This window comes from Pseudomonas pichavaramensis (assembly GCF_050473265.1).
Classification (GTDB): domain Bacteria; phylum Pseudomonadota; class Gammaproteobacteria; order Pseudomonadales; family Pseudomonadaceae; genus Aquipseudomonas.
This window is the reverse complement of sequence record NZ_JBJKFJ010000001.1, coordinates 485,277-511,347: the sequence shown is the minus strand read 5'-3', so window position 1 is coordinate 511,347 and position 26,071 is coordinate 485,277. Positions and strand designations below refer to the sequence as shown.

At 61.6% G+C, this 26,071-nt stretch carries 30 protein-coding genes and 1 tRNA gene; 23 read left to right on the top strand and 8 right to left on the bottom strand.

Annotated elements, in window-relative coordinates:
• The first annotated feature begins 79 nt into the window (after positions 1 to 79).
• Positions 80 to 1,435 carry a 3-oxoacyl-ACP reductase gene (locus tag ACJRW5_RS02275; protein WP_484568907.1) on the top strand — a complete coding sequence of 452 codons (1,356 nt, stop codon included), beginning with the start codon at positions 80 to 82 and terminating at the stop codon, positions 1,433 to 1,435.
• 123 nt (positions 1,436 to 1,558) lie between these two features.
• Here ACJRW5_RS02275 and ACJRW5_RS02270 read toward each other — a convergent pair whose 3' ends face one another.
• Positions 1,559 to 2,551: an AraC family transcriptional regulator gene (locus ACJRW5_RS02270; protein ID WP_484568906.1), complete on the bottom strand. Its 993-nt coding sequence runs from the start codon at positions 2,549 to 2,551 to the stop codon at positions 1,559 to 1,561.
• A 63-nt stretch (positions 2,552 to 2,614) separates the two neighbouring features.
• On the opposite strand from ACJRW5_RS02270, the gene ACJRW5_RS02265 reads away from it, so the two are divergent.
• From ACJRW5_RS02265 to ACJRW5_RS02215, 11 genes are all read left to right on the top strand, one after another.
• Positions 2,615 to 2,815, top strand: coding sequence for a hypothetical protein (locus tag ACJRW5_RS02265; RefSeq protein ID WP_484568905.1), 201 nt, complete (start codon positions 2,615 to 2,617; stop codon positions 2,813 to 2,815).
• A 90-nt stretch (positions 2,816 to 2,905) separates the two neighbouring features.
• A complete protein-coding gene (locus ACJRW5_RS02260; protein WP_484568904.1) occupies positions 2,906 to 3,775 on the top strand; it encodes a MaoC family dehydratase in 870 nt (289 codons plus the stop codon).
• A 309-nt stretch (positions 3,776 to 4,084) separates the two neighbouring features.
• Positions 4,085 to 4,390 carry a nucleotide pyrophosphohydrolase gene (locus ACJRW5_RS02255; RefSeq protein WP_484568903.1) on the top strand — a complete coding sequence of 102 codons (306 nt, stop codon included), beginning with the start codon at positions 4,085 to 4,087 and terminating at the stop codon, positions 4,388 to 4,390.
• Entirely contained in the window at positions 4,387 to 5,136 is a 750-nt protein-coding gene (locus ACJRW5_RS02250) for a methyltransferase domain-containing protein (RefSeq protein ID WP_484568902.1), read from the top strand. The genes ACJRW5_RS02255 and ACJRW5_RS02250 overlap by 4 nt, the downstream gene beginning before the upstream one ends.
• A gap of 85 nt (positions 5,137 to 5,221) precedes the next feature.
• On the top strand, positions 5,222 to 5,803 hold the full coding sequence (locus ACJRW5_RS02245; protein WP_484568901.1) for a DUF4136 domain-containing protein: 582 nt from the start codon (positions 5,222 to 5,224) through the stop codon (positions 5,801 to 5,803).
• 21 nt (positions 5,804 to 5,824) lie between these two features.
• The gene (locus ACJRW5_RS02240) at positions 5,825 to 6,379 is read left to right on the top strand and encodes a DUF4136 domain-containing protein (protein WP_484568900.1); all 555 of its coding nucleotides are present in this window, start codon (positions 5,825 to 5,827) and stop codon (positions 6,377 to 6,379) included.
• A 16-nt stretch (positions 6,380 to 6,395) separates the two neighbouring features.
• Positions 6,396 to 6,878 carry an N-acetyltransferase family protein gene (locus ACJRW5_RS02235; protein ID WP_484568899.1) on the top strand — a complete coding sequence of 161 codons (483 nt, stop codon included), beginning with the start codon at positions 6,396 to 6,398 and terminating at the stop codon, positions 6,876 to 6,878.
• Entirely contained in the window at positions 6,875 to 7,243 is a 369-nt protein-coding gene (locus ACJRW5_RS02230) for a DsrE family protein (protein ID WP_484568898.1), read from the top strand. The genes ACJRW5_RS02235 and ACJRW5_RS02230 overlap by 4 nt, the downstream gene beginning before the upstream one ends.
• A gap of 8 nt (positions 7,244 to 7,251) precedes the next feature.
• On the top strand, positions 7,252 to 7,713 hold the full coding sequence (locus ACJRW5_RS02225) for a glycine cleavage system protein H (RefSeq protein ID WP_484568897.1): 462 nt from the start codon (positions 7,252 to 7,254) through the stop codon (positions 7,711 to 7,713).
• A gap of 384 nt (positions 7,714 to 8,097) precedes the next feature.
• On the top strand, positions 8,098 to 8,727 hold the full coding sequence (locus ACJRW5_RS02220; RefSeq protein WP_484568896.1) for a hypothetical protein: 630 nt from the start codon (positions 8,098 to 8,100) through the stop codon (positions 8,725 to 8,727).
• A gap of 73 nt (positions 8,728 to 8,800) precedes the next feature.
• Positions 8,801 to 9,349, top strand: coding sequence for a HEPN domain-containing protein (locus tag ACJRW5_RS02215; protein ID WP_484568895.1), 549 nt, complete (start codon positions 8,801 to 8,803; stop codon positions 9,347 to 9,349).
• Positions 9,350 to 9,616: 267 nt separating this feature from the next.
• On the opposite strand, the gene ACJRW5_RS02210 is transcribed toward ACJRW5_RS02215, so the two are convergent.
• Entirely contained in the window at positions 9,617 to 10,180 is a 564-nt protein-coding gene (locus ACJRW5_RS02210; protein ID WP_484568894.1) for a hypothetical protein, read from the bottom strand.
• A 457-nt stretch (positions 10,181 to 10,637) separates the two neighbouring features.
• On the opposite strand from ACJRW5_RS02210, the gene ACJRW5_RS02205 reads away from it, so the two are divergent.
• The 11 genes from ACJRW5_RS02205 to ACJRW5_RS02155 all read left to right on the top strand — a co-directional run bounded on the left by ACJRW5_RS02205 (position 10,638) and on the right by ACJRW5_RS02155 (position 19,771).
• A complete protein-coding gene (locus ACJRW5_RS02205) occupies positions 10,638 to 10,856 on the top strand; it encodes a MerR family transcriptional regulator (protein WP_047589676.1) in 219 nt (72 codons plus the stop codon).
• Between the two features lie 321 nt (positions 10,857 to 11,177).
• The gene (locus tag ACJRW5_RS02200; protein ID WP_484568893.1) at positions 11,178 to 11,471 is read left to right on the top strand and encodes a DUF5447 family protein; all 294 of its coding nucleotides are present in this window, start codon (positions 11,178 to 11,180) and stop codon (positions 11,469 to 11,471) included.
• 384 nt (positions 11,472 to 11,855) lie between these two features.
• Positions 11,856 to 12,191, top strand: coding sequence for a hypothetical protein (locus ACJRW5_RS02195; RefSeq protein ID WP_484568892.1), 336 nt, complete (start codon positions 11,856 to 11,858; stop codon positions 12,189 to 12,191).
• Between the two features lie 340 nt (positions 12,192 to 12,531).
• Positions 12,532 to 12,657 carry a hypothetical protein gene (locus ACJRW5_RS02190; RefSeq protein ID WP_256667125.1) on the top strand — a complete coding sequence of 42 codons (126 nt, stop codon included), beginning with the start codon at positions 12,532 to 12,534 and terminating at the stop codon, positions 12,655 to 12,657.
• An 11-nt stretch (positions 12,658 to 12,668) separates the two neighbouring features.
• Positions 12,669 to 12,968 (top strand): hypothetical protein, encoded by a 300-nt coding sequence (locus ACJRW5_RS02185; RefSeq protein ID WP_484568891.1) that lies wholly within the window; start codon positions 12,669 to 12,671, stop codon positions 12,966 to 12,968.
• A gap of 331 nt (positions 12,969 to 13,299) precedes the next feature.
• Complete coding sequence (locus ACJRW5_RS02180; protein WP_484568890.1) at positions 13,300 to 14,541, top strand: hypothetical protein; 1,242 nt, start codon at positions 13,300 to 13,302, stop codon at positions 14,539 to 14,541.
• A complete protein-coding gene (locus tag ACJRW5_RS02175; RefSeq protein ID WP_484568889.1) occupies positions 14,541 to 14,912 on the top strand; it encodes a hypothetical protein in 372 nt (123 codons plus the stop codon). The genes ACJRW5_RS02180 and ACJRW5_RS02175 overlap by 1 nt, the downstream gene beginning before the upstream one ends.
• Positions 14,913 to 14,921: 9 nt before the next feature.
• The gene (locus ACJRW5_RS02170; protein ID WP_484568888.1) at positions 14,922 to 16,019 is read left to right on the top strand and encodes a zonular occludens toxin domain-containing protein; all 1,098 of its coding nucleotides are present in this window, start codon (positions 14,922 to 14,924) and stop codon (positions 16,017 to 16,019) included.
• A 4-nt stretch (positions 16,020 to 16,023) separates the two neighbouring features.
• Complete coding sequence (locus tag ACJRW5_RS02165; RefSeq protein WP_484568887.1) at positions 16,024 to 17,385, top strand: secretin N-terminal domain-containing protein; 1,362 nt, start codon at positions 16,024 to 16,026, stop codon at positions 17,383 to 17,385.
• A 77-nt stretch (positions 17,386 to 17,462) separates the two neighbouring features.
• Positions 17,463 to 18,740, top strand: a complete 1,278-nt coding sequence (locus ACJRW5_RS02160) for a hypothetical protein (RefSeq protein WP_484568886.1) — start codon at positions 17,463 to 17,465, stop codon at positions 18,738 to 18,740.
• Positions 18,740 to 19,771 carry a phage integrase gene (locus tag ACJRW5_RS02155; protein WP_484568885.1) on the top strand — a complete coding sequence of 344 codons (1,032 nt, stop codon included), beginning with the start codon at positions 18,740 to 18,742 and terminating at the stop codon, positions 19,769 to 19,771. The genes ACJRW5_RS02160 and ACJRW5_RS02155 overlap by 1 nt, the downstream gene beginning before the upstream one ends.
• A gap of 34 nt (positions 19,772 to 19,805) precedes the next feature.
• Here the strand turns inward: ACJRW5_RS02155 and ACJRW5_RS02150 are convergent.
• From ACJRW5_RS02150 to fdxH, 6 genes are all read right to left on the bottom strand, one after another.
• Positions 19,806 to 19,901 (bottom strand) — tRNA-Sec (locus ACJRW5_RS02150).
• Positions 19,902 to 19,949: 48 nt separating this feature from the next.
• The gene (gene selB / locus ACJRW5_RS02145; RefSeq protein ID WP_484568884.1) at positions 19,950 to 21,902 is read right to left on the bottom strand and encodes a selenocysteine-specific translation elongation factor; all 1,953 of its coding nucleotides are present in this window, start codon (positions 21,900 to 21,902) and stop codon (positions 19,950 to 19,952) included.
• Positions 21,899 to 23,305, bottom strand: a complete 1,407-nt coding sequence (gene selA / locus ACJRW5_RS02140; protein WP_484568883.1) for an L-seryl-tRNA(Sec) selenium transferase — start codon at positions 23,303 to 23,305, stop codon at positions 21,899 to 21,901. Before selA ends, selB begins: the two co-directional genes overlap by 4 nt.
• A gap of 12 nt (positions 23,306 to 23,317) precedes the next feature.
• Positions 23,318 to 24,250: a formate dehydrogenase accessory protein FdhE gene (gene fdhE / locus ACJRW5_RS02135; protein ID WP_484568882.1), complete on the bottom strand. Its 933-nt coding sequence runs from the start codon at positions 24,248 to 24,250 to the stop codon at positions 23,318 to 23,320.
• 252 nt (positions 24,251 to 24,502) lie between these two features.
• Positions 24,503 to 25,135 carry a formate dehydrogenase subunit gamma gene (locus ACJRW5_RS02130; protein WP_484568881.1) on the bottom strand — a complete coding sequence of 211 codons (633 nt, stop codon included), beginning with the start codon at positions 25,133 to 25,135 and terminating at the stop codon, positions 24,503 to 24,505.
• 9 nt (positions 25,136 to 25,144) lie between these two features.
• Positions 25,145 to 26,071, bottom strand: coding sequence for a formate dehydrogenase subunit beta (gene fdxH, locus ACJRW5_RS02125; protein WP_484568880.1), 927 nt, complete (start codon positions 26,069 to 26,071; stop codon positions 25,145 to 25,147).

The window sequence follows — 26,071 nt, the reverse complement described above, 5'->3', positions numbered from 1 at the left end:
TGAGGCAACAGAGTCAATTGCGCATTGCCGACCACCACGTACAGTGACAGCATTTCCGATTCGTCCGCAGGAGCCCTCCATGTCCGACCGTTACCTCGCCTTCGCCAACTCTTCCACTGGCCGTCGTCTGGTCGGCGCACTTGGCCTGCCGGCCCCGGTACGCCTGGAACGCTGGATGGGCGGCCGGGTCAGACCGGTAGACGGTGCCCTGCTGCTCGGAGGCGAAGGCGATCTGCTCAAGGCCGTGACGCCATTCGCCAACAAACTCACCGATCAGCTGTTCGCGGCACGCGAAGGCCAGCTGGAATTGCCGCGCTGGACCGCCGAGCATGGTCCCAGGCTCAAGGCCCTAGTGTTCGACGCCAGCCACCTGACCCGTTTCGAGCAACTGATCGAGCTGCGTGATTTCTTCCAGCCGACCTTCAAGGGCCTGGCCAACAGCCCACGCGTGGTGGTGCTGGGGCGCGCGCCGGAGTCGATCAAGGATCCCATCGCCGCCAGCGTGCAGCGCTCGCTGGAAGGCTTTACCCGTTCCCTGGGCAAGGAAATCCGCCGCGGAGGCAGCGTGCAGCTGCTGTATGTCGGTAAGGGTGGCGAGGCGCAACTGGAAGGCGCGCTGCGCTTTTTCCTGTCGCCGAAAAGCGCCTATGTATCCGGCCAGGTGCTGCGCCTTGGCGCCTGCGGTGAACAGGTCAAGGACTGGACGCGCCCACTGGCCGGCAAGAAGGCACTGGTCACCGGCGCCTCACGTGGTATCGGCGCCGCCATCGCCGAAGTGCTTGCCCGCGACGGTGCCGAGGTCGTGCTGCTCGACGTCCCGCAGGCGGCCGATGCCCTGCAGGCGCTGGCCGCACGCCTGGGTGGCCAGGCCGTGACCCTGGACATCTGCGCCGAGGACGCGCCACAGCGCCTGGTCGAGGCACTGCCTGATGGCCTGGATATCGTCGTGCACAACGCCGGCATCACCCGCGACAAGACCCTGGCGAAGATGAGCGATGCGTTCTGGAACTCGGTCATCGACGTCAACCTCAAGGCCCCGCAGGTGCTGACCCAGGCGCTGCTGGACGCCGACAAACTGCACGACAACGGCCGCGTGGTACTGATCGCCTCGATCAGCGGCATCGCCGGCAACATGGGCCAGACCAACTACGCAGTGAGCAAGGCCGGCGTAATTGGCCTCGCTCAGGCCTGGGCGCCAGCACTGGCCAAGAAAGGCATCAGCATCAATGCCGTAGCCCCCGGTTTCATCGAAACCCAGATGACCGCCGCCATTCCGCTGGGCATCCGCGAAGCCGGGCGACGCATGAATTCCATGAGCCAGGGCGGCCTGCCGCAGGATGTCGCCGAAGCCGTGGCCTGGTTCGCCCAGCCCGGTTCAGGCGCGGTCACCGCGCAGGTGCTGCGCGTGTGCGGACAAAGCCTGTTGGGGGCTTAAGACCGTAGGGTGCGCTGTGCGCACCGGGCTCATCACCTTTATCCGCTGTGCTGGCATCTCGCGATCTGTGCAAGGTGCTTGAGCGGCGACGGTCGCGGCTAAAGCCCCTCCCACAAGGTGGCATCAAGCCTTGCCGCGCTTACGGAACTCCACCGGTGTCTCCCCGACCCAGCGCTTGAATGCGCGGTAGAAGGTGCTCGGTTCGGAGAACCCGGTGCGCTCGACGATCACCTCGATACGTTCGTCGGTCTTGAGCAACAGGTCCTTGGCCAGACGGCAGCGGTAGTCCGTGATCAGGTCGTTGAAGCGCACCCCGGCCACCGCCAGGCGTTCACGCAAGCGCCGCGCCGGCATGTCGAGGCGGCCGGCCACCTGCTCCAGCGTGGCGCCACCGTCGACCAGCAACTCGGCGATCAGCTCACGTACCTGACGCACCAGATCCAGACGCTCCACCTCGGCCAATTGCCGCCGCGCCAGCGACTCATGCATGCGCAGCAGCTCGGGAGCGGCGTGACGCGATACCTTGTCCAGCACCGCTGCATCGAACACCAACGCACAATCCTCGGCACCCAGCTGCACCGGGCAACCGTAGACGGCGTGGTAGCGATCGGCCGGTGCGCCGTCGACGTGCATAAAACGCACTTCACGTGGGCGAAAGTCGTTCTCGGTCAATGCCGCGAACAGACGAATCACCGCCCCCGCGAGCATTTCCGGAAAATGTCGCGGCGTATCGGCCTCTACCCCGAGCATCAGCACGGCCGTATCGCCCTCGACTTCAAGGCGGGCATTGAGGGTATCGGAGAGCAGACGCACATAGCGCAGTGCATGGCGCAGACCTGCGCCGAAGGTTTCACTGGAGAGAAACAGGTATTCCAGCAGCAAGCCGTGGAAAGCCGGCAGGTGCTCGGCCAGGAACAACCCGACGTGCTCCTCACCGCATTCTTCACTGGCCGCTTTCCAGAACGCGGCCTGCGCGGCATGAGGGAAACGGTCAGCCGGTAGCCCGCCGGGAGGCAGGCCGACGCGCACCAGCACGCGGTCGGGATCAGTTCCACTGGCCCGCAGGGCATCGATTACCGGGCGCATCAGCGCCACATCGTCGGTCAGATCACGCATGATTTCTGCTGTTCTTTTTATTCATGAGCGGCGCCATCTTAGCAGGCAGTTGCAGAACTACCTATGCTGACCAGTCCTCGTCAGGAACGACTTCAGATCGCCGCTCTTCCGGGCGTTACGACGGCTTTCGAGGCCAACCTGGCCTTTTTCTCGCCACCCCCTGACCGCTTTATCGCCAGCATCCATGCGGCCAGCGGCGTTGCTCGAAAAGGCCTGCCAAAGGTCACGAGCTACCGCGCGCAAAGCGCACAAGCGACGAATTGACTGCCCTGCCTGCACCTCAGGCAGAACAGCCAATGCCAGCGGGGGTCTGAGGGTTAAGCTGCTGCCATCCATTGTCCAAGGAGTTCGCCAATGGCCATAGACTGGCTCGATCTCGATAACCCGCCGGCCCTGCCCGGTCTGTTCCTGCGTGCAGCCCTGAGGCGCAAGGTGACCGGCCGCCAGTTGCCCGCTCTCGGCCTGCGCTGCAGCGTAACAGTGGACCCGCAGCACCTGACGCGCTACCGCCGGATCTGTGGACTTGCCGACAGCGCCTACCTGCCGCCGGTTTATCCGCACATCCTTGCCTTCGCGCTGCAAATGCAACTGCTCACCGACCGCCGTTTTCCTTTCCCGCTGCTGGGCCTGGTGCATCTGGAAAATCGCATCCGTGTGTTGCGACCATTGGGCGGGCTCGGGCCGTTCCAGGTCAGCGTACAGGTGGTCGATCTGCAGCCACATGACAAAGGCGCCACCTTCAGCCTGATCACCCGCTTGGAGGACCAGCTCGGCCTGCTTTGGGAAGGCGATAGTCGTATTCTCTGTCGCGCCCTGCGCCTCGATGGCCAGTCACCGCCACACCCCGAGCACGAACCCTTGCCACTGCAGCCTCTGGCCGACTGGGCCGCACCTGCCGATACCGGGCGCCGCTACGCTCGCGTGGCCGGCGACTACAACCCGATTCACCTGTTCGCCGTGACGGCGAAGCTGTTCGGCTTCCCCCGCGCCATCGCCCATGGCCTGTGGAACAAGGCACGCAGCCTGGGCGCGCTGCAGGCGCACCTGCCGCTGGCCGGCTATGAGGTGCAGGTGCGCTTCCAGAAACCGGTATTGCTGCCTACCCACGTCGCCCTGCAAGCCAGCGAACCGGCCACCAGCGGTCAGTTCCGCCTGATCGGCGAGAACGATACGCCGCATATGGCCGGTAGCTGGCAGGTGTTAGGAGCTGAAGTGGAACCGTGAGGCTTGCACGACCGAACCCTCTCCCCCGCAAGCGGGAGAGGAGAAACAACCCGCGCTCCTGTAGCCCGGATGAAATCCGGGGCGCCCGTCGCCTGCTGGATGGACCGCAGCGGAATGACACATAGGCCCTGAGACCCGCACGATCTGCTCCCTCTCCCATTTATGGGAGAGGGCTGGGGAGAGGGCAACTCAATGCGTAGCCCGGATGCAATCCGGGGCTTTCGAAGTGCAAGCCCTGCCTTTCGCGCACCACACCTTGCAGCGCGTAGCGTTCGAGCCGAAGCTATGCGGCTCGAAAGGAGCCGCTACATGAATCTGTCCGAACTCACCGCGCGCATGCACGCCATTCGCGATCACAACGACTGGCGTCGCTACCAGAGCCCGAAGAATCTGGTCATGGCCGCCAGCGTGGAAATGGCCGAGCTGGTGGAAATCTTCCAGTGGCTGAGCGAAGAGCAATCGCGCCAGTTGCCCGCCGAACAACTGGCCCATGCCGGCCAGGAAGTGGCCGACGTGGTGCTCTATCTCCTGCAACTGTGCAGCGAACTAGGCCTCGACATGAACCAGGCGGTGCTCGACAAACTGGCCGACAACGAACGGCGTTTCCTCAAATGAGCGACCGCCACTTCGACGAACTCGCCACCCGCTTCGCCGAAAAGATCTACGGCGGCGCCAAGGGTGCCATCCGCCTCGCCGTGCTCCAGGCCGACCTCAGCGAAGCACTGCCGGAACGCCCGCTGCGTGTGCTCGACGTCGGCGCCGGCCTCGGCCATATGAGCCTGTGGCTGGCCCAGCGCGGCCATCAGGTCACCCTGGCCGAACCCGCCGAACCAATGCTCATCGGGGCCCGCCAGCGCTTCAGCGACGCCGGGCAAAGCGCCACCTTCATCCAGGCGCCCTGGCAGGACTTGCTCGGCCAACTGCAAGAACCCTATGACCTGGTGCTGTGCCACGCCGTGCTGGAATGGCTTGCAGAGCCAGCCGCCATCCTTCCTGTATTGCACCAGTTGACCGCCCGCGACGGCTGGCTGTCGCTGGCCTTCTACAACAAGGATGCGTTGATCTATCGCAACCTGCTCAAGGGCCATTTCCGCAAACTGCGCAAGGAGCGTTTCGCCGGTGAAGGTCAGAGCCTGACCCCACAGCGCCCGCTCGACCCACGTGAACTGGCGACGCAACTCGAAGGAGACTGGCAGGTCGAAAGCCGTAGTGGCGTGCGCGTGTTCCACGATTACATGCCACAGGAATTCCAGGCCAAGGCCGAGCTGGTCGACCTGCTGGAAATGGAGCTGGCGCATCGTCGCCATCCCAGTTTTGCCGGCCTGGGCCGCTACCTGCACTGGATCTGCCGACCACGCTGAGCACGCCGCTGAGAGGTTGGACGAAGCCTGCAGTCCGGCGTAGCCTGAGCCCATCGGGATGTCGCGCGCGACCACGGAGACGACTATGCGCACCGTCACAGCCTTACTCATCCTGCCGATACTGGTGGCCTGCCAGAGCCAGAACCCCTACCAGGCCGAGTCCCGGTCGATGCCACCAGCGCCACCCGCAGCCGCCAATACGTTCGACCACAGTGCGTATCCGGCGGCCCAGCGCGACTACGGCCGCTACCGCAGCTGGAGCTGGCTGGACGGCCGCGCTCCGGGCGGCGAGCAACTGGCCGAGAGCGTCAGCGCCGGCCTCGACCAGTACGGCCTGCGCCCGTCCTTGAACGGCCCCGGCGACCTGCTGGTCAGCGCCCGTATCAGCCAGGAAACCCGGCAACGCCAGTACTACGACGATGTCGGCGGCTATTACGGCGCCGGCAGTCACTGGGACCGCCGCTACGGCGCCTGGGGCAGCGTGCCCATCGTCCGCACCTATGAACAGAAGGTCGCCGTAGTGCGTATCGAACTGATCGACCCGCGCGACCGCCAGGTGGTCTGGTCCGGCAGCGGTGAAGCCGTCGCCGGCAAGGATCAGAGCGCCCAGGCCGAAGCCGTGCGCGTGGCCATCCGCGCGGCGTTGGACGGCTATCCTCCCTATTGATCAACTGCCCTGGAGCCCACCATGCGGACCCTGCCCTGCTTGTTTCTCGCCCTGCTGCTGAGCGGTTGCGCCAGCGTCAGCCTCGAGCGTGACTTCGACCCCAGCCGCGACTTCGCGGCCTACCGCAGTTGGAGCTGGATGGACGCCAAACTGCTCTACCAGCCAGACGACGCCCGCCTCAAAAGCGACCTCACCGAACAGCGCATCAGCCAGGCAGTGAATGAACAACTCGAACAACGCGGTCTGCGCCAGGCCAGCGATGGCCAGGGCGACCTCAAGGTACAGAGCGTGCTGATCGTCGACGATCGCCAGGACCAGATCACCACCCAGTACGGTGGCGGCTGGGGCGGTTATTGGGGAGGCTACTGGGGCGGCCCGGCCTTCACTGAAACCCGTCGTGTCGACTACAAGGTCGCTACGCTGCAGATCGACCTGTACGACGCCAAAGACGGCAAGCTGGTCTGGCGTGGCAGCGGCGAACAGATCATGCGCAGCCAGCCGCCAAGCCCGGCTGAACGCGAACGGGCGATCCGCGAAACCGTGACGCAGGTGCTCTCGCAATATCCGCCACGCTGAACGAGGCCCGCATCGTTTGAACGCGCCCCTGCAGCACCGCGCCGCCACGGCTGCCGACCTGAGCAGCGTGGTCGGCTTCCCGCAGAACGTCGATGAACTGTTCTTCTGCTACCCCAAAGCCATTTGGCCACTGGACGTCGGCCAACTCGCCGCCGCCATCGCCGAACGCCGCGACAGCACCGTGGTGGAACTCGATGACAAGGTCGCCGGCTTCGCCAACTTCTACCAGTGGCAGCACGGCGAATTCTGCGCCCTGGGCAACCTCATGGTGGCGCCCTGGGCGCGCAGCCGCGGCGTAGCGCAGTACCTGGTACAGGTAATGGAGACGCTCGCCCGCGAGCGCTACAAAGTGCCGCTGATGAAAGTCTCCTGCTTCAACGCCAACGCCGGTGGCCTGCTGCTCTACAGCCGCCTGGGCTACCGCACCGTCGGTATCGTCGAGCGCTGTGCACCGGACGGCAGCCGCGTCGCCCTGGTGCAACTGGAGAAAACCTTGTGAGCGGCGTACGGCGCGTGCTGATCATCGTCAGCAGCGGGCCGAGCACCCCGGCGCGCTGCGCCGCGCCCTTTCACACCGCCACCCTGCTGGCCTGCATGGACGCCGAAGTCACCCTGTTTCTCAGCGGCGAGGCGGCGCAACTCGCGCAGCAGTCGGTCGCCGACAGCCTGCGCGCCACGGCTCAGGGTGAGCCGATTCGCCACTTCATCCAACAGGCCAAACTGGCCGGCGCGCGCCTGTTGATGTGTCGCGCGCCGGGCATCGTCATCGATGAAAGCGCGCTGATCCCGGAACTGGACGAAATCGCCAGCGGCGGTGAACTGGCGCAGATGATCCTCGAATTCGACCGCGTGCTGACCCTCTGAGAGGCGCCATGAACCTCTACGGCTTGCCCTTCCCCGATGAGCTGCTCTACGCCCCCGAGCACAACCTGTGGCTACGCGAAGAAGCGGACGGCAGCCTCACCCTCGGCCTTACCGCGTACGGCTGCGCGCTGTACGGGCAGATATTTGCCTTCACCCCCAAACGCGACGGCCAGCGCATCGAACAGGAGCGTAGCTTCGGCGTGGTCGAATTCGCCAAGGCCGCCGCCTCAGCGCGCAGCCCACTGAGCGGCGTGCTGCACAGCAGCAACGGCGACGTGGTCCGCCGCCCGGCCTTGATCAACCAGGACTGCTACGGCATAGGCTGGCTGGTGCGGCTGCTGCCGGATGATCTGGAGCAGGCGAAACGCCAACTGCTGACAGGGGCCGCAGCGCTGACGGCATTTACCGCACGCATGCAGCGGGAAGGGTTTGATCCGCAGGCTGATGGCGTACAGGTGCTTGGGGATTAGGGGCGGTGGTTGAAATGGCGGAAGGCAGTGAGAGTCGAACCCGTTTGAACCGCTGCCCGTTACTGCCCTTCCCTGCCCAACGCTAGCAAAGTCGGGGCTTTCGTCCCTCCCCTCCTGCCCACTGCGGCACTCTGTCTCCCGTTGATTTCGACACTTTTTCGACACGCCAGCTAGACAGGTCCGGCGGCTATGGCTAGCTTCTGGCCATCACGCCCATATTCTGAAGGTCTTCTGTGTCGCTTTTCCAACCTAAGAGTGTCGCGTTTCTCACCTTTGATACGTGATAAATCAAAGGCTTGCGCCGAGTTATGGTTGATTATCAGACATTACTGGGGATGTTATGCGACAGCAATGTCGCCTAATTTATAGTTATGCATACTTAAAATGAAAAAAATCATAGCATTCTCAAAATACGCAGCAGTATTTGCTCTTGGATTTATCACAAACTTCAGCGGAGCACTAAACAACATAGCGAGCATCCCAAGCTCTTACAAAGAACTGAAAAGGGTTTATTTTTACAACGGAAATTCAATATCGGGAAAATGGTCAAATAATACCGAGTACCTTTTAGGTGCTGGGGAGCTTGGGCTCGCACATGACCAACCAAAAATAATAATGCAAGTAGTCGCGAATGAGCACGATGAAATAAGCGGAGAAATACTTAGTGCAGATCTGTGCGAAGCGCTTCCAATAACATGGGTGGTTTCAATTGAAAGCCCAGAGCCCGGAATTTTCAGCTTATTCTCAAATAGAAAACTTTATATAAAACAGCTTAGAAACGACCTTATGGAAACTGTAGCCATCATGGAGATAACATCTCTAGATGATAGAAAAGGAACTATCAGCCTACAAAGAGTAGCAGACCCTCTCGAAATTCTTCCTGAAAAAGTAAGCCTTGCTAAAGACCTGCCTGCATTTGATGACGACTTTAAAGAGATCTCTGAGTTCTGCGCAGACTCCCCCAAAAGATTCAGAGAAAAACTAAAATCCATGAAACTTGGTAAAGATGCATAACAACTGGTTCAAACCGTTCGCTTCGCTCACTGGGACGAGCTAAAACCCGCCCCTTAACAAAACGTTAGAAATCATGCCATCCAACGCAAACACAAAACTAAAAAAACGACTCCAAGAGATTGATGAAGTGATCTCTGCCCGCAACGCCATATGTCCAGCTGGCGCGGGAAAGCCCGCCCAGAGGAAAGGCGCAGCAGTTATCAAAGCCGGAACAACACTCCTCGCTGCTGTATTTGAGGGCTTTGTTGAGGAATTGTACGAGAAAACACTAGATCTTTTGCACCCAACGTTAACAGTGCAAGTAAAGGAGCTAAAAAAGCATACAAGCGAGAAAAACCACAATGCCAACAACCACCAAGTTAACAACCTATTCTTTTATGCCGGCATACCATGGGTAATGCACTCAAACAAAATTCGCTGGCAAAAATTTTCAAATGCACAAGTAAGAAAAACTCTTGGCGCATTGTCTAACGCTCGCAACAGAATTGCACACGGCGGCAGCCACACTGTAACAAAAATCCAACTTGTATCTTGGCGAAATTTTATAGAGCGTTTATCCGACAAGCTTGATCTAGTCGTTGCTGATCATATCGAGACTCAAACAGGAACTCGCCCGTGGTAAATTTCTAACAACCGGTTCAAGTCGTTCGCTTCGCTCACTCGGGACCGGCTAAAGCTGGCCCCTTAACCAAACCTTGTGCCCATGAAAAAATCCCGATGATTGGGAAAAGGGGGCGGGAAAAGGTGGCAGATTTATTTATGGTGCAGAGACCGCTGGTCTAAAAATAAATCTGCCCCCCTTTTTTCTAGCTAAACCGGGGCTTATGCATTGTGCCCATTGCGGCACTCTGTCGCCCGTTGTTTTCGACATTAATTCGGTGCATCTTCGCTATTTTATGTTGCGTGTATTTAGGTCTGCCCTCATTCTGCAGTTTCGGCGTTCTATGCTTCCTTTAGGCCAGGGGCAATAGTCTTTTAGGCGTTTTTGCTCGCCTACTACCACGATTTCTTGTGGCTGCTTTCTTGTTTCTTTCGCTGGCACGTACTCGCCCCATTCTCTCGCGTCGACAAGGTTTATCGCGCCCTTCGGGGTGTAGTTCAGATCATTGAATACGGTTTGCTTGGGCACTGGAGTCGTTAGGCCAGTCTCTGGTTCTGGTTGTTGCTGCCGAGACATTGCGTCTCGCCTTGCCTGCTCTTCCACGATCTTGTCCCAGTCGTTCCTGGGCGTTGGCTCTGATCGGGTGATTTCTGCAACCGGTTTAGGCTTCGTCTGCTGACTGTTCGCAGCCAGGTTCTTTACGGTGTTCTTCATGAACGCCTGGCCGCCCAGTGTGAGCGCCCCAAGGGTGACGACCATGCCTATCACCCCTGCTATTACTGCGCCCATGTTGCCGCTTTTACGCGGTTTGCTGGTCAGCCATTCCGGTGCGTCGTCTCTGTCAGCCTTCATCCTTGAATCTCCCTTCCTTGCGGGCATACCAGCGCTTGGCTACTTCCTGGGTGATCGCTATCCCGCGTCTTGATCGATCAAGTTTCGGTTGGCCTCGTCGTAATCGGGGCTTCTGTGGCCACCCTCTGGCTCAACTCTGCCGCTGACAAGCCAAAGCGCGTACTCCGGAAAGGCTTCCGCCAGGATGCCTATTTCCTCTGTACCGATACGAATCTTCTCGCTGCTGATGTTCCGCCAGCGGTCGTAATTCTTCCCGCCCTTCTCGCTTAGGCGTTTTGGCCCTACGGCCTTAATCAATTGAAGCGCTCTATCTCGAACGGAGTCCATATAGACACAAATCATTATGCGTAACCTTTACGCAGCATGAGTTGCCGTGTAACTTTTACGCGAGAGTAAATTTTACGCAAAGCAGCGCTTTGCCAACAAAGACCAACATAGTGCAACAAAGGCCACTCCGATGGAAGGAATCCCCCTGACGCTGAAAGACCTTGTGAGCCCGCCCCCGCTGATGCCGTGGCGCGAGTTCGCAAACTGGATTCGCATGAGTGAAGACCACGACACCGTTCGCGGCTGGATGCGCAACGGCTACCTGCCGCACCTCAAGGTAGGCCGCCACGTCATGGTCAATGTCGCCCTGCTGACCAAGAAGCTTATGGAAGAGGAGTGGGTTGAATGATGGACTACCAAAACTTCCTCTGGCGTCTTCTCGGTGCGCTCACTGCGGTTCGTCTCTCCAATGACCCGCGTGGCACAGACGGTGACTCGCTGACGGAAGCCTCCTCGCTGATCAATCGCGGGCTGACCGAAGGCTACATTTCTGCACCTGAGTTTCTTCGACTAAATCGTCTTCTTGGAAGTGCGGCGCGGTACTCTTCGAACCTGGGCTTTCCTGATGTTCGCAACGCTGGCCCTTATATGCCGACCTCGGTGTGGTTCAAGCGCCACAATGCTGAAGCTGGGGCGATTGTCGTAAAGCTCGGTGCGCGGGACTCGGCCAATGAAAAGCCTGAGCCAGTACCTGCGCCAACCACACCCCGCGAACTGCGACTGCTCTGTGTGCTGGTCCCGTCGCGCAATGGCTCAACCCGCACCCTGCCCGTCCACACCCTGCACCGAGTGCCGCCCCGTGTCGGTCCAAAAGGTCGATGGTCGCTGGAGGCTGACGCCTGCCTTCATCTGCGCGAAACACACCCCCAGCGACCGACCGCCCAAGTACTGGCACGTTGTGCACGACACCGGCAAACCCACGCCCTTCGTGCCGCTGCGCGAACCGTTCGAACTGGTGGGGTGAGCGTATGACCTCTTTCGAAGCGCTCCTCTTCTTCGGCTGGTTGTTCACTCTCTGCTCTCTATTCCTGCTTGATGTCTATCGCATCTTCGGTGCCGGCCAGAAGCCTTTAGAGCAATCGCCTCCGGCGTCCGTGACTGGCCACCCCGGTCTCCCTGATCGAACTGCGCAATCTCCGCCAGTCGCGGGCGACGGTGGCGAAACGGGATGACAAGGGCGCGGCCCTTGGTGTTAACGAACTAACAAGCTGCACAAGCGACAACTGAAACCCCGGCAAGTTGAGAACCCCACTCTCGGGCAAAAACGAAAGTTTACCCGCGTGGACTCGCTCGGCCTGCTGAAAGGTAAATCCGCGCAATAAGGCGCAACTAAGCGAGGTAACACAACATGGCACGCACCACTATGGAACTGGCATTTATCAGCGCTGAGCGCGTCCAGTTTGATGACGTAAAGCTGGTCAAATTGTTCGTCGGTGACGAACCCGACGGCGAAAAGGACCTCGGCATTTCCCTTATGTCGATGGGTGTGTCCGAAGACGCCCTGGATGAAGTGTGGGAAGCCTGCAAAGGCTTCGATGTCCTTGAACCCCTCCGCGTAACTGTGGAAATCGAACGCGGCTCCAAGAACGCAGGCAAGTTCATCGTCCTGCACGTCGAGTCGGCCAAGCCTGCCCAGGCTGGCAAACCTGCCCCGCAAGCCGCCCAACAACAGCCCAAGGCTTAACCCAGGCCACCGCCATGCTGATTAACGGCCGCGTCCTCTGTGACCTGTGCTTGGCCTACATGGGCCACGTCTACGGCCAGCCCGCTGACTCCAGCGGCTGGGCGGCTGAGTTCCGCATGGCTCCCGACTACGCCGTCTGCCCTGACTGCAAGGCCCTGGCTGAGCAAGAAGAAGACGGCGCAGCGCTCACGGACACAACGCAATAGGTGCCGGTATGGGATCGCTCGAAAGCTACCTCGCCAACGTCACCCTGGGTGATCTGTGGGCCCTGCAATTCCTTCAAGGGCTGGTCTATCTGGCCGCTCTTGGCCTCATTCACGGGCACCAGAGGTAACGGGCAATGGCATTCACCTGGGGGCAATACCTCGTTATCGCTGGGCTCTTTATCGGCTCTCTCGGGATCGGCGTCGCCTGGGGTGCTTTCCGGCTCGGCTGGAAAGAAATCATTGACGCATCAACCAACTGAGGAAACTCACCATGAAACAAACCCAACTCGCTGTGGCCATCGGCCACGCTCACTCCAGCGAAGACACCCGTGTCGGTAAAGCACGGGGCGCCAAGCTGGGCGCAATGTTCACCGTTGCCGCTGCGGGCATGACTGCCGGTGCTGCCAATGCGGCCATCACCGTTCCGCCTGAAATTCTCGAGGTCTTCACCGACCTGGCCACCGCCTTTGGCACCCTGATGGCTGCCGGTGCCGTGCTGTTCGGCGTCATCCGTGGTGGCGTTGCCCTGTTCAAGCTGGCAGGTCGTCTGTTCAGCGCTGCGGGCGCCTAAACCGATGGCGGCCAGGATTCGCGGCCTTGGTCGCCTATTGGTTGCCCTCACTCTTATGGGGTGGGGGCATTTGGCGTTTGCTGAGGATTACTACTGGTCGTTTAGCGGTGTTTCAGGATGGCGCGGGTCATCTCCATCTGCTGTTTGCTCTCAATACGCGTCACAAACATCTAAGCCTGCTAGTCACTATAGCTTTGAGTCATCTCGCGGTTATTTCCATACTGCGACTCAGTACAACTGCATTGTTAAGTGGTCTTATACCTCTGATCAGGGCCAGTATGGTTTCGCTGAAAGAACCTATCATATCCTTCGCTCTGGTTCCGGCTGTACCTTGCCTGCTGTTCTCAATCCTGTAACTGGGGCATGTGAAACCCCTAAAGACTGCGCCTCCACATCCGGCAAGCAGATCACCAAAGCGCAAACCTGCACTTACAACGCCAGTCTCAAAACCTACATCTGTGAAGACCAAGTTGAGTTCGAAGGCTGCCTCTACACAGGCGGCGGTGGTCGCAAATGTGTAGCCAATCTCTCCACCGGCCAGGGTGTTTGCACGGGCGATTTCTACGGTTCCGGCCAACCTGCAGGCGAAGGCCCTGAATCCTGTACCGAAGAATCCTGCACCCCGCCTCGTGACCCGAATGTGCCGCCTGCCGAAGAGCAATGCATCACCAACGGCGATCTGACCATTTGCCACGCCCCCCAGGATGAAGGGTGCGGCACCGTCAACGGTCAAGAAGGCTGTTTTCAGGAGGAACCGGGCTGCGGTTACTTCAACGGCACCTATCAATGCGTCGATGCCGACAAGCCCAAGAAAAACTGCGGCTACTTCAACGGCAAACTCACCTGCATGGACCCGGATGATCCCACCAAGGTCATTGATGAAAACTCGCCTGATCATCCAAACAACGGCGGTAATGCCGATGGCAATCCCAACAACGACCCCAAAGCACCGGGCGACACCAGCGACAGCCCTCAAGGCTCTGACGAAGGCGCCACCAATGAAGCCATTGGCAAACTGGGCGACGAACTCGGTGACAAGATTGGAGAAGGCAACGACCTGCTTGGCGCTATCAAGGGCGTGCTTGAAGGCATTGCCGATGGGATCGAAGAGCTAACCGAAGGCCTGTTAGGCGACGAATACGACGGCTCCGGCGATGGTGACGGCGATAGCCTCGAAGGGATCGGCTCCGGTCTCGGCGAAGACTTGGCCGGTATGCTCGGTGAACAGCTCGGCGATGCACAAGAAGAACAACTAGCCGCCGATGAACTTAGCCTTGATCAGATCGTTGATGAAGTCGACGGCGATGAATGGTTCGGTGACAACTCTCAAATTGCCGGCTTGCTGGATTTCGCCAAGGACCTGCTACCTGCTGCCACCAGCTGCAGCGATGTGGCGGTGACCTTCAACCTCGATCACTACAGCACCCGCCTTATTTTGCCTGTCTGCGATCTGGCGCCACTCAAGCCGCTGCTGGAGTGGGTCATCTATGTCGTGACCGCTATCGGCCTGTGGAATATCACCTATTCCACCCTGCGCATGGAAAACGCCAAAGCGTCTAAGGGAGGCTTCTGATGGGCTGGCTCCTGGGCTTTTTCAAGAAGTTCTTCCCTAACCTGTTCAGTGGGCTGGCCAAGTTCATCCTGGGCTTTCTCGGCCCGCTGATTGGCCCCTTCATCCAGTTCTTCACCAGTTTTCTGCGCAAGGTTGGACTGTTCTTCCTCGTGCTGGCCGCCATCTCTACGGCCATCTTCGTATTCGCCACCATCATGGAAGCCTTGGTGGGCGAAGTCGTCCGGGCAACTGCGCCCGAGTGGATCGACATTGGCCGCATGCTCCTGCCAACCAACCTCAGCTACTGCCTGAGCTTGCTGATCTTCGCTCGCCTCAAGTCGCTGGTGTTCATGTGGGTGACCCGGCTCTCTGAAAAATTCCTGCACACCTGAGTCGCAGCCATGGCCGTCTATATCGTCACCGGCAAGCTCGGTTCCGGCAAAACCCTACTGCTGGTCATGCGCATTCTCGACTACCTAAAGAAGAAGCGCCGGGTAGCCGTGAACATCGATGTCAAAATGGACAAGCTGTGCAAGCGCGATAACCAATACTCGCGCCTTGTCCGTCTCCCTGACCTGCCCAGCGCCGATGACCTGATCGGCCTCGGCATGGGCTGCGAAACCTACGATGAAGAACAGTTCGGCGGCATCTTCCTGGATGAAGCTGGGGTGTGGCTCAACTCCCGCGACTGGAACCAAGGTGGCCGCTCCGACCTGCTCAAGTTCTTCCTGTTTCTGCGCAAACGCCGTTGGGACCTCTGGCTGTGCGTCCAGAACGTCAACGTCATCGACAAGCAAGTCCGCGAATCCATCGCTGAGCATGTCGTTTACATCAACCGCTGGGACCGCATAAAGCTGCCCTTCCCGGTCGGCCCGCTGCTGCGTATCGCCTCGCTCGGCCTCTTCAAAGGGCGCCTGCCAAAGATGCATCAGGCCATCGTCAAATACGGGGCCAAATTCAACTCGCCCAAGGTCGATGACTGGTTCTACCGCGGCGAAGAGTTCTACGACTACTACGACACCACCCAGGAATACGACAAGGGCTACGACAAAGGCTCGTACTCCATGTTGCCGCCCGGTTACTGGCGTCGTCCGCTTCCACCAGCCCAGCGCAACGCGGGGTTCTTCATGCGTACCACCAAGATCTTCTTCCGCCGTACCCGCGTGCTCAACGCCTTTGCCCTGGGTGCTCTCTGCGCCCTGGTTATCAGCGTGCCCGTGTTTGCCGGTATCGCCTACAGCCGTCTGCCTGCCGCTCAGGTAACCGTCGCCCCGAAACCCATGGCGCAAGCCGAAAGCGCCTTGGCCGACGACTTCCGCGACTACCGCATTGCCACTTACGGCCTGTTGGCCGGCCAGACCTTCTACGTCTTCACCAGCCCCAACGGCGACCGTATCAGCTCAGCTGACCTGATGGCCCGCGATGTAGTGGTGAAAGACCGAGGCCCCCGCGAAGCCTTGCTTGTTCGCGGCGATGACTACATTTCCCTTTACAGGTGACCCCATGAGCTCACGTGAACAAACCGCCTTTCAGATTTACTGCATGACCCTGCTCGCGGGCTTTCTGCTGATTTCCTCGTTCTTCTCAACCGAGGCCAAATGCGCAGAGCGAATCGAGCTCTATGACGCCACCCTGCAGGATTTCGTTGAATGGTCATCGCAGATGCTCAACAAGTCCGTGGTGGTCGGCTCCGATATCCGCAATGCCCCTATCAGCATCTTCGCCACCTACAGCGACAACGCCGAACTCGAAACCCTGATCGGCAACGCCGTTGCATCCTCCGGCTTTCACCTCACCGCACGCGGCAACACGCTGCTTATCAGCGCACAGCCCATCCCTGAACCGCTCGACCTCAAAACCCGCGTGTTTCAGCTCCAGCACCTGCAGGCCGACTTCGCCTATCAATCCATTCTCGACGTACTCCGTGCACGCACCGAACGCAGCGATGAAGGCATGCCGTCACTGATGGCCACCCCGTCGCCCACTTCAAACGCCGTCATCGTCACCGCCACACAGCAGCAGCTCGATACCGTGCAAAGCCTGCTCGGGGAAATCGACAAACCACGCCGCCAAGTCGTCATCACCGCCGTGGTGGCCGAACTGGCCGACAACGACTTCGAAGCCCTCGGCCTCAACATTGGAGCCAGCAACGAGCGAACCGACCTGGGTGGTATCAGCCTTCGCAGCTCCGACAAATCCGATCTCGGATTCAGCCTCACCTTCAACGGGCCAACCCTCTCGGCCTTCCTTCAGGCGGTCAAAGTCACCGGCAACAACCGCATTCTCTCAACGCCCCAGCTGCTCACCCTCAACCGAGAATCGGCGTCCATCGTCGTCGGCCAGAACGTCCCCTTCATCACCGGGCAAACCACCAGCGGATCAACGCCAGCGGCTGACCCCTTCCAAACCATCGTTCGCCAGGATGTCGGCGTCTCACTGGAGGTAACGCCCTTCATTACGCCATCCGGGGCCATCGAACTGAGCGTCAACCAATCCGCCTCTACCGTCTCCGATGACCGAAGTGCTGCCGACATCATCACCAATACCCGGCGCATCACCACCAAGGTTCAGCTACCCGATGGCGGGGGCGTGCTGCTGGGTGGCCTTCGATCTGAGCAAACGGACGAATCTGTCTCTCGTGTGCCCTTCCTCTCCGATATCCCGCTGATTGGTCCCGTCTTCCGCTCGACCTCTGTGCGTACCCGTGGAACCAACCTAGTTGTTCTGCTCACTGCTGCCATCCACACAGAAGACAGAGGGATAGCTGTACCCGATGCAGTAAGTCCGCTGGTTCCGCAGGCGGTCGAGCAGGCGCGCGGGCACTTCGGCGCAGCCGGTGGGACCGCGCGCCTAGCCGACCGCTAGGCGCGCTGACGTCCCTGTAGCACGTCAGATAAAACCATTTCGAAATGGCAAGTAATGGCCAGTAAGGAAACCCAAACATGAAAGTTAAAGACTTTGCCCGGCTCGACCTGAACGGTGAGCACAACCCATTGGGCCGAATCTTCGTCGATCCGGGTACCGCTGAAATCGTTGATCTGTCGAAGGCCAAGACTCTGGCCTGCAGCGTCGATACTGTCCGCCAGTTGTATCGTGGCCTGATCCGCCCGGAAATCATGTGCCTGTTCGACAAGCCCGGCACCATCGTCGATTTCGCTGGCCAGCGCTGGCACTCGGGTCGCGTCAGCAAGGATTCTGGCTACCAGTACAAGCTCCAGAATGCCGACCTCGGGTTCATCCTGCTGGTGAAGAACTTCAACGCCAAAATCGAGAACATCGGGCCACACCTGAAAATCGAAGTGTCGCCCCATGCCATCGACACCTTTTCACCCGAGCGCCTGCAAGAGCGCCTGGACTACTACGCCAGCCACGTCCTGACTAACATCGAGCGCAATCAATGCGCCGTCCACCTCGCGCTAGACCTGCAGGGCTGGCAACCGCCTGCTGATCTGGTCGCGCGTATGCACTGTCGCGCACGCGCTGCCCGTGATATCTCCGGCATCAAGGAAATCCAATGGACGCTGGAGTCAGCCACCTACGGCAAGGGGCAGTCTTACCTGTTCGGCTCCGCTGGTGGCGTCCAGCTCGGGATCTACAACAAGACCGAACAGGCCCGCTCCATCGACAAGCTCGACTATTGGGAAGGCGTCTGGAAACGTCGCGATAGCTTCGACGAAGCCGACCCGGATAACTACAACCCGGAACAAGACGTGTGGCGTGTCGAGCTGCGTTATCACCACTCCATCATCCAGCAATTCGCCTCTGGCTCGTTCGACCTGCACAGCGGCGAAACCATCGAAACCAATAGCTACGCAGCATTTGCCCCACACCTGGACGGCCTGTGGCGCTATGGCCTGCGCCAGTTCAAGTTGCTGGCTCGCCCTGGCTACTTCGAACCGATTTGGACCCTGATCCGCGAAGACGTTCGCGTCGATCTGCCGGTCGATTCCCTGGTCGATGAAACCGAGTACAAGCGCCAATACAAGACGTCTCGGGGCTTCTCCGGGAAGAACGTCGAGCTATTCCTGGGAAACTTCGTCAGCCTCCTGGCTAGGGAGCGTGTCCCTCCAAAAAAGGCTTTCGACCGGCTGCGAGAGTGGGAGTGCTGGCCGGTTATACGGGACCATTACGCCGCAAAAGACATGTCAGAGCGCGATATCTATAAACACATCAAGGCGCTTGTAGAGGAACGCCACGTTAGGTGGGGTCGGGCTGTCTGATGGCTATCGAGCAACTGCCTGACGGGCGCTGGAAAGTCGATATAGAGCCCATCAAGGGCAAGCGCTTCCGCAAGACGTTCAAGACCAAGGGCGAAGCTCAACGCTTCGAAGCAACCTGCCGCACCAAGCTGATACAGACGCCGCATTGGTCTCCCAAGCCCAAGGACAAACGTCGCCTGCTGGAGCTGATCGAACGCTGGCGTTTACTGCACGGCCACACCCTGGTTGATGTAGAACGGACCGATCTGGTCCTACGCCGCATGGCCGAAGCGATGGGCAACCCGATAGCCGCTCAAATGACCGGGGCCACCTATACCGCCTATCGGGCGTCTCGGCTCGCTGCTGGCATCAGTGGCAAGACGGTTAACACCCAGTTCGGGCACCTCTGCTCAGTGTTCAACGCCCTGCTCCGCCTGCAGGAAATCGACTATGAAAATCCGCTGGCCTCGGTGAAGCCGCTCAAGCTCCAGGAACGCGAACTGTCGTACCTGAGCAACCCGCAAATAGACCAACTGTTTGACGCCATCCGCACCTACTGCAAGACGCCGCACACCTACATGGTCTCCACCATCTGCCTTGCCACTGGTTGCCGCTGGGGAGAAGCCCAAGCCCTGACACCTGAGCGAGTTCGGGACGGCCAAGTGTTGTTCGTGAACACCAAGGGCAAGCGTCGTCGATCGGTGCCGATTGATCAGGCGTTACATGACCGAATCCATGCCCACTTTCGCCAGCACGGCCTGTTCAGCAACTGCCGCGATAGCTTTGACTTCGCTGTGAAAATGTCCGGCCTCAAGTTACCGGCTGGCCAGAAATCCCATGTACTGCGGCACACCTTCGCCTCTCACTTCATGATGAACGGCGGGAATATCCTCACCCTGCAAAAGGTGCTCGGCCATGCCTCCCTGGTAATGACTATGCGCTATGCCCACTTGGCGCCGGACTACCTCAAGGAAGCCATGGTGCTCGGACCTATCAGGGGTTTTCGACACTTATTCGACACTGACGCCGAAAGCGAAAAAGAGGAACGCTAGAACCCGCGTCATTCGGGGCTTCTAGAGGGGTGATTGGCGGAAGGCAGTGAGAGTCGAACTCACCCAGGAACGGATGCCGTCCCCCACCGGGTTTGAAGCCCGGCCACGCCACCGGGCGTGATTGCCTTCCTTTTCGTTGCTGCTCTTGCGCAGGGTAGCCCATGGCTGCCATGGCGCGTCAATCGATGCGGGCGGTTGTGCGGCCCTCCTCTGCTGGATGGCTCGCCAGTTGAATGGCCAGTGCCGAGTCGCTGCGGATGCGCCGCTCGCTGGCCAGGCGGCGGGTGAAGCCGATGCGGTCGAAGTATTCCAGCAACTGGATGCTGCGTTTGCGGCCGATGGCGATGCAGTCGCGCCAGTCGGTCACGCGCAGGCAGCCCTGTTGCTGCACCAGTGCCAGGGCATGCCGCGCCAGGCTGTGCAGGGTCGGTTCGGGGTAGAACAGGTCTTTCACGACTTGATGCAGCAGGCCCAGGCGCGCCAGTTTGCGCAGCAGCAGGCGCACGCTGGCTTCGTCCTGCTGCACCGCACCGGCCAAGTCGCGCACCCAGGGTGGGTCGAAGCCGCCAGCGAGCAGCAACGGCCAGAGCCGTTCACGTAGCGCTTCGTCCTCCGCGCCCAGTTGCACGCGGTGATCCGGCAAGTGCAGCCAGGGCCCGCTGCTGGCGATGCGGCCATCGCCCAGCGCTTCGTCCAGCAGGGCGATGAATACCGGGCGCTCCAGCTCGCTCAAGGCATAGCGGCGCAGACGGTCGCGGTCGGGGCCGAGTTCGTCTGGCGACTCAGCATGAAAGCGTCGCAGTCCTTCGACCAACGCCTCACGCAGCGCCTGCAGTTGCGCCGCGTCGAACAACCGCGTGCCCTGACGCGTGCTCAGTTTGCAAAGGCCTGTGGGTAACTGCCAGCTGCCAGGCTGACGGTTGAACTGGCGCGCCAGCAGGCCGGGATCGAGGCCGTTGCCGGCGCTTTGCAGTAGTGCCGGCAGCGCCTGTTCCAGGCTGGCATTACGCAGCGCCTGCAGTTGCGCCAGACGCTGTTCGGCGCGGCGGCCACGGGCCGGGGCAAAGGGATCGAGCACGCTGCCGCCGCCCAGGGTGCGCTGCGCCGATTGATCGCGCAGCACCAGGCGGTCGCCATGCACGGCATGCGCCGGGGCGTTGAGCACGAGTTGCGCCAGGCAGCTTTGCCCGGGCGCCAGGCTGAACGTATCGAGCAGGGCAACGCGGCCGCTGACATCCTGCGCGGCCAGGTGCACGTGCACGGGCGTCCAGTGCGCCAGCGCGCGCGTTTCCGTGGTCAGCAGGTGCAGTTCGATATCCACACGGGTACTCGGCGCCAGCAACTCCGGGGCCAGCAGCCAGTCGCCGCGATGCAGTTGCTCGACGGTCAAACGCTCGCCGGCCAGGTTCAGCGCCACTCGCTGGCCGGCGACGGCACGTTCGGCCTGGCGGTTCTGCGCATGCAGGCCGCGCACGCGCACACGGCGCCCGGAGGGGCTGAGCAGCAATTCGTCGGCCAGCGCCACTTGCCCGGCGAAGGCGGTGCCGGTGACCACCACGCCGGCGCCGTCGACACTGAAGGCACGGTCGATGGGCAGGCGGAAATAACCCTGCGCGCTACGCGCCGCCTGCGCAGCCGCCAATCCCTGCAGACGCTGGCGCAGGGTGTCGATGCCCTGGCCGCTGAGGCTGTCCACGGCCAGTATTGGCGCGCCAGCCAGCGGGCCGGGGGCGAGCAAGGCGCGCACCTGCTCGCTCACTTGCTGCACGCGCGCGGCCGCCACGCGGTCGATCTTGCTCAGCACCACCAGCGCCTGGCCAATGCCCAGCAGTTCGGCGATGGCCAAGTGTTCGCGGGTCTGCGGCATCACCCCGTCGTCGGCGGCGACCACCAGCAACAGCAGGTCGATGCCGCTGGCGCCGGCGAGCATGTTGTGGACGAAGCGTTCGTGGCCGGGCACGTCGATAAAGCCGGTGAGCTGGCCGTCGCCGAGGTCGGCATAGAGGTAGCCGAGGTCGATGGTGATGCCGCGCGCACGCTCGGCCGGGCGGCGGTCGCCCTGCTGGCCGGTGAGCGACTGCAGCAGCGCAGTCTTGCCATGGTCGATGTGGCCGGCGGTACCGACGATCACACCAATGCCTCGCGCAGCGTGGCGAGTTGCGCGACGAAGACGGCTTCGTCGTCGAGCTGGCGCAGGTCGAGCCACAGGGCGTCATCATCGACCCGACCGATCACCGGGATCGGCAGTTCGCGCAGTTGCCCTTCCAGCTCGCGCAGCGCCCGTCCGCGCAGGCGCTTGGAGGTTTGCGGACGGATGCACAGGGCAGCGCTGGGCAGGCGCGCCACCGGCTGGGCGCCGCTGCCGATCATGCCCAGGGCGTCGACCACGGCGACCTGCCAGGCCTCGCCAAGGCTGCTCGCTAGCGCCGGGGCGACGCGCTCGGCCTGGGCGCGAATGTCCATCTGCGGGCGACTGAGCAGACGCAGGCTGGTCAAGCGTTCGCCCAGGCGGTCGGGGTCGCGATACAGGCCGAGCACCGCCTCCAGCGCGGCCAGGGTCAGTTTGTCCACGCGCAGGGCGCGCTTGAGCGGATTTTTCTTGATTCGCCCGATCAGCGCCTGGCTGCCGAGAATGATCCCGGCCTGCGGGCCGCCGAGCAGTTTGTCGCCGCTGAAGGTGACGATATCGGCGCCGTCGCGCAGCGCTTCCTGCACGGTCGGCTCCTTGGGCAGGCCCCAGCGCGTGAGGTCGATCAGGCTGCCGCTACCAAGGTCTTCCAGCAGCGGCAGGCCATGGCTGTGGGCGATGGCGGCCAGGTCACGGGTGGCGACGCTGGCGGTAAAGCCCTGCACGCTGTAGTTGCTGGTGTGCACGCGCATGAGCAGGCCCGAACGCGGGCCGATGGCGGCCTCGTAGTCCTTGGCGTGGGTGCGGTTGGTGGTGCCGACTTCCACCAGCTTCACCCCGGCGCGCGCCATGATGTCGGGGATGCGAAAGGCGCCGCCGATCTCGATCAGCTCGCCACGGGAGATGATGCCTTCCTTTCGCGCGCCCAGGCTGTTGAGTGCCAGCAGCACGGCGGCGGCGTTGTTGTTGACCACGGTGACGGCCTCGGCGCCGGTCAGCTCGCGGATCAGGCCGATGATCAGGTCGTCGCGGTCGCCACGCTTGCCGCTGGCCAGGTCGAACTCCAGGTTGAGCGGGTAGCGTGCGGCCAGGGTGATGGCGTCGATGGCTTCTTCGGGCAACAGGGCACGGCCAAGGTTGGTGTGCAGCACGGTGCCGGTGAGGTTGAACACGCGGCGCACGCGGCTGGCATGCCGCGCGGCCAGGCGCTCACCGGCGCGGCCGGCGAGCACGGCCTCGCTCAGTTCAACGGCGGTGAGCTGGCCGGCGCGTGCCGGCTCGCGCAGTTCGTCGAGCAGGTCACGCAGGGTGGCTAGCAGGGCATCGCGACCATAGCGGCGCTGCAGCGGGGCGACGCTGTCGCAGCGCAGCAGGCGGTCGATGGACGGCAGGCGAGCGGCGTTCATGCGCAGGCCTCGTCAGTCGGCATTGCCGGGGGCCAGCAGCAGGTTCGGAGCGCGGCGCAGATGGCCGTCCTCACTCAGGCGCATGTCCAGGTCGAGGCTGGCCAGATCATCGGCGACGGCGTCGGCCTGGTCGTCGAATTCCAGGTAGTACTGCTTGAGATAGCCCTGGCAACTCGGGCAGACCTCGGCGCGAATCGCCGCCCGTTCGGCGGCCACGCCCTCGCGTTGCAAGGACAGATAGCCGAGGTGTTTGGACGACTCGCAGTGGCTGCATTTGACCCGCACGAAGTGCCACTCGCAGGCGCACAGCGAACAGCTCAGGTAGCGCAGCCCGCCGTACTTGCCACGATGGCGCAGCATGCCGGCCACCGGCGGCGAGCCGCACGCCGGGCACAGCGTCTGACTGCTGGCCTCATGCAGGCGCTCGCTGGGTAGCGCCAGCAGCCAGTGACTGAAGGCGACCTGCAGCGCGGCGCCGAGAAAGGGCGCCAGCGCGGCGGGCAGCAAATCGAACTGGCCACCGAGCAAGGCGATAGCCCAGGCCTTGCGCTGGCCGCTGTCGGCCTCACGCAGGGCGGCCAGAGCCGCACTGACGGAGGGGTTACCGGGAATGTGCAAGGTGCTCAGCAGCGCATCGAGTGCCGCCTGCCAGGCATCGCCACGCACCAGGGTATCGAAGCCCAGCGGCGGCATCTGGTGTTGCAGACAGTGGTTCACTGCGTCCACCGAGGGGCCGGGCAATGCGGGCGGCGCATCCAGCACGCGCTGCTGGGCGTCGCACAATTCGGCCATCAGCAGCAGGTAGGCGGCCAGCGGATGGCCCATGGCGAGATGGCGCAAGCGCTCGGCGCGACGGCGGAACAGATCGGGCTCGGGCAGGTGGAGAAAGGGCGGGATATTGGCCGCGGCTTCGATCTGCCCCGGCTCGAGAATCTGGCCTGTCACGCAGGACTCCTTGGGGACTGCTCCCGTGGAATTGGCTGTGATCAGCCTAGACCAGGCTGGTGGGGTTTGCTGGTTGGAGGGTGGTGTTTGACCGGGCGTGCCCCCGGATTTCGTCCGGGCTACGGACGTGATTGTGGTGATGTGGGAGGCGCTTTAGCGGCGTGCTTTTATCGCGGCTAAAGCCGCTCCTACAGGTTCAGCGCATCCCGTAGGAGCGGCTTTAGCCGCGATACAGCCTCTATCGAAAAATATTCAGTGGCGCTTGTGGTGGTCTTTGCTGACTTCCTCGTACCAGGCGCCGTGGTGTTTGCGCGCCCAGCCTTTGCTGACCCAGCCGCTGACCATCGCACCAATCGAGCCCTTGACCCAGATGCCGGCGTAGACGTGGACGATGATGCAGATGATCAGCCCCCAGGCCGCTGCCGCGTGCAGCAGCGAGGCGAGGCGAATCAGGTCGATGCCGAACAGGTGGCTGAAGTACTGCCGCCACATGACGATGCCGGTGGCCAGCAGCACCAGCATGCACAGCAGCAGCACCCAGAACAGCAGCTTCTGCCCGGCGTTGTAGCGCCCCACTGGCGGCAGGTTTTCCTCACGGTTGGCGACCACATCGCGCCACTGCGCCAGCCATTGACGATCACGTGCCTCCATGCGGTTGTGCCCGGCGAAGCGCATCACCAGCCAGAGAAAGAACAGGAACATGGCGACGCCGAGGAAGGGATGCAGGATGCGCGTCCACACGCCGCCGCCGAACAGGTTGCTGAGCCAGAACAGCGCCGGGTGGAACAGCGCCAGGCCGGACAGGCCGGCGAGGACGAAGAGGATCGCCACCACCCAGTGGTTGCTGCGTTCGCCGGCCGTGTAGCGTTGGATATCGTGTTTCATGCTGGTCTCCTACGGCCGCTGGTTCGGATCATAGGTGTGCACGGCCGGGTCGACCTGATGCACGGCAGAGTCGCCGGTGACGGGCTCGTCTTCCTCCACGCGGTTGCGTCCGACGCGAATGTAGTGGAAGAACCCAAGCAGCGCCGTGGCGCCCATGGCCAGCAGGCCGAGCGGTTTGCTCACGCCCTTCCACAGCGCCACCATCGGGCTGATGGCCGGATCGTCCGGCAGCCCGGCGTACAGCGACGGTTTGTCGGCGTGGTGCAGCACGTACATCACGTGGGTGCCGCCCACCCCAGGCGGATCGTAGAGGCCGGCATTGTCGTAGCCGCGCGACTTGAGGTCTGCGATGCGCCCGTCGGCGTGCTCCTTCATGGCGTCCTTGGTGCCGAAGACGATGGCGCCGGTCGGGCAGGTTTTCACGCAGGCCGGCTCCATGCCGACGGACACACGGTCGGAACACAGGCTGCACTTGTAGGCCTTGTGGTCCTTCTGCGAGATGCGCGGGATGTTGAACGGGCATCCGGTGATGCAGTAGCCACAACCGATGCATTTGTCCTGGTTGAAGTCGACGATGCCGTTGGCGTACTGGATGATCGCCCCCGGGCTCGGGCAGGCCGCCAGGCAGCCCGGCTCGGCGCAGTGCATGCAGCCGTCCTTGCGGATCAGCCACTCCAGCTTGCCGCTTTCCTCCTCGTGCTCGGTGAAACGCATCAGCGTCCAGGATCTGGCCGTGAGATCGGCCGGGTTGTCGTAGGTGCCGTGGTTGTGGCCGACCTCGTCACGCAGGTCGTTCCACTCCGAGCACGCCACCTGGCAGGCCTTGCAACCGATGCACTTGGAAACGTCGATGAGTTTGGCCACCTCGCCGAGCTCGCGCACGGAGGGCATCGGCGTGGTGGTGGCGGAGCGGGCAATGATGTCTTGTGAGGCCAT

What these genes read in the sequence shown, in the direction of transcription:
- ACJRW5_RS02275 (WP_484568907.1), top strand. Translation starts at nt 80, where the DNA reads ATGTCCGACCGTTACCTCGCCTTCGCCAACTCTTCCACTGGCCGTCGT.
- ACJRW5_RS02270 (WP_484568906.1), bottom strand. Translation starts at nt 2,551, where the DNA reads ATGCGTGATCTGACCGACGATGTGGCGCTGATGCGCCCGGTAATCGAT.
- ACJRW5_RS02265 (WP_484568905.1), top strand. Translation starts at nt 2,615, where the DNA reads ATGCTGACCAGTCCTCGTCAGGAACGACTTCAGATCGCCGCTCTTCCG.
- ACJRW5_RS02260 (WP_484568904.1), top strand. Translation starts at nt 2,906, where the DNA reads ATGGCCATAGACTGGCTCGATCTCGATAACCCGCCGGCCCTGCCCGGT.
- ACJRW5_RS02255 (WP_484568903.1), top strand. Translation starts at nt 4,085, where the DNA reads ATGAATCTGTCCGAACTCACCGCGCGCATGCACGCCATTCGCGATCAC.
- ACJRW5_RS02250 (WP_484568902.1), top strand. Translation starts at nt 4,387, where the DNA reads ATGAGCGACCGCCACTTCGACGAACTCGCCACCCGCTTCGCCGAAAAG.
- ACJRW5_RS02245 (WP_484568901.1), top strand. Translation starts at nt 5,222, where the DNA reads ATGCGCACCGTCACAGCCTTACTCATCCTGCCGATACTGGTGGCCTGC.
- ACJRW5_RS02240 (WP_484568900.1), top strand. Translation starts at nt 5,825, where the DNA reads ATGCGGACCCTGCCCTGCTTGTTTCTCGCCCTGCTGCTGAGCGGTTGC.
- ACJRW5_RS02225 (WP_484568897.1), top strand. Translation starts at nt 7,252, where the DNA reads ATGAACCTCTACGGCTTGCCCTTCCCCGATGAGCTGCTCTACGCCCCC.
- ACJRW5_RS02220 (WP_484568896.1), top strand. Translation starts at nt 8,098, where the DNA reads ATGAAAAAAATCATAGCATTCTCAAAATACGCAGCAGTATTTGCTCTT.
- ACJRW5_RS02215 (WP_484568895.1), top strand. Translation starts at nt 8,801, where the DNA reads ATGCCATCCAACGCAAACACAAAACTAAAAAAACGACTCCAAGAGATT.
- ACJRW5_RS02210 (WP_484568894.1), bottom strand. Translation starts at nt 10,180, where the DNA reads ATGAAGGCTGACAGAGACGACGCACCGGAATGGCTGACCAGCAAACCG.
- ACJRW5_RS02205 (WP_047589676.1), top strand. Translation starts at nt 10,638, where the DNA reads ATGGAAGGAATCCCCCTGACGCTGAAAGACCTTGTGAGCCCGCCCCCG.
- ACJRW5_RS02200 (WP_484568893.1), top strand. Translation starts at nt 11,178, where the DNA reads ATGAAAAGCCTGAGCCAGTACCTGCGCCAACCACACCCCGCGAACTGC.
- ACJRW5_RS02195 (WP_484568892.1), top strand. Translation starts at nt 11,856, where the DNA reads ATGGCACGCACCACTATGGAACTGGCATTTATCAGCGCTGAGCGCGTC.
- ACJRW5_RS02190 (WP_256667125.1), top strand. Translation starts at nt 12,532, where the DNA reads ATGGCATTCACCTGGGGGCAATACCTCGTTATCGCTGGGCTCTTTATC.
- ACJRW5_RS02185 (WP_484568891.1), top strand. Translation starts at nt 12,669, where the DNA reads ATGAAACAAACCCAACTCGCTGTGGCCATCGGCCACGCTCACTCCAGC.
- ACJRW5_RS02175 (WP_484568889.1), top strand. Translation starts at nt 14,541, where the DNA reads ATGGGCTGGCTCCTGGGCTTTTTCAAGAAGTTCTTCCCTAACCTGTTC.
- ACJRW5_RS02170 (WP_484568888.1), top strand. Translation starts at nt 14,922, where the DNA reads ATGGCCGTCTATATCGTCACCGGCAAGCTCGGTTCCGGCAAAACCCTA.
- ACJRW5_RS02165 (WP_484568887.1), top strand. Translation starts at nt 16,024, where the DNA reads ATGAGCTCACGTGAACAAACCGCCTTTCAGATTTACTGCATGACCCTG.
- ACJRW5_RS02160 (WP_484568886.1), top strand. Translation starts at nt 17,463, where the DNA reads ATGAAAGTTAAAGACTTTGCCCGGCTCGACCTGAACGGTGAGCACAAC.
- ACJRW5_RS02155 (WP_484568885.1), top strand. Translation starts at nt 18,740, where the DNA reads ATGGCTATCGAGCAACTGCCTGACGGGCGCTGGAAAGTCGATATAGAG.
- selA (WP_484568883.1), bottom strand. Translation starts at nt 23,305, where the DNA reads ATGAACGCCGCTCGCCTGCCGTCCATCGACCGCCTGCTGCGCTGCGAC.
- ACJRW5_RS02130 (WP_484568881.1), bottom strand. Translation starts at nt 25,135, where the DNA reads ATGAAACACGATATCCAACGCTACACGGCCGGCGAACGCAGCAACCAC.
- fdxH (WP_484568880.1), bottom strand. Translation starts at nt 26,071, where the DNA reads ATGGCCTCACAAGACATCATTGCCCGCTCCGCCACCACCACGCCGATG.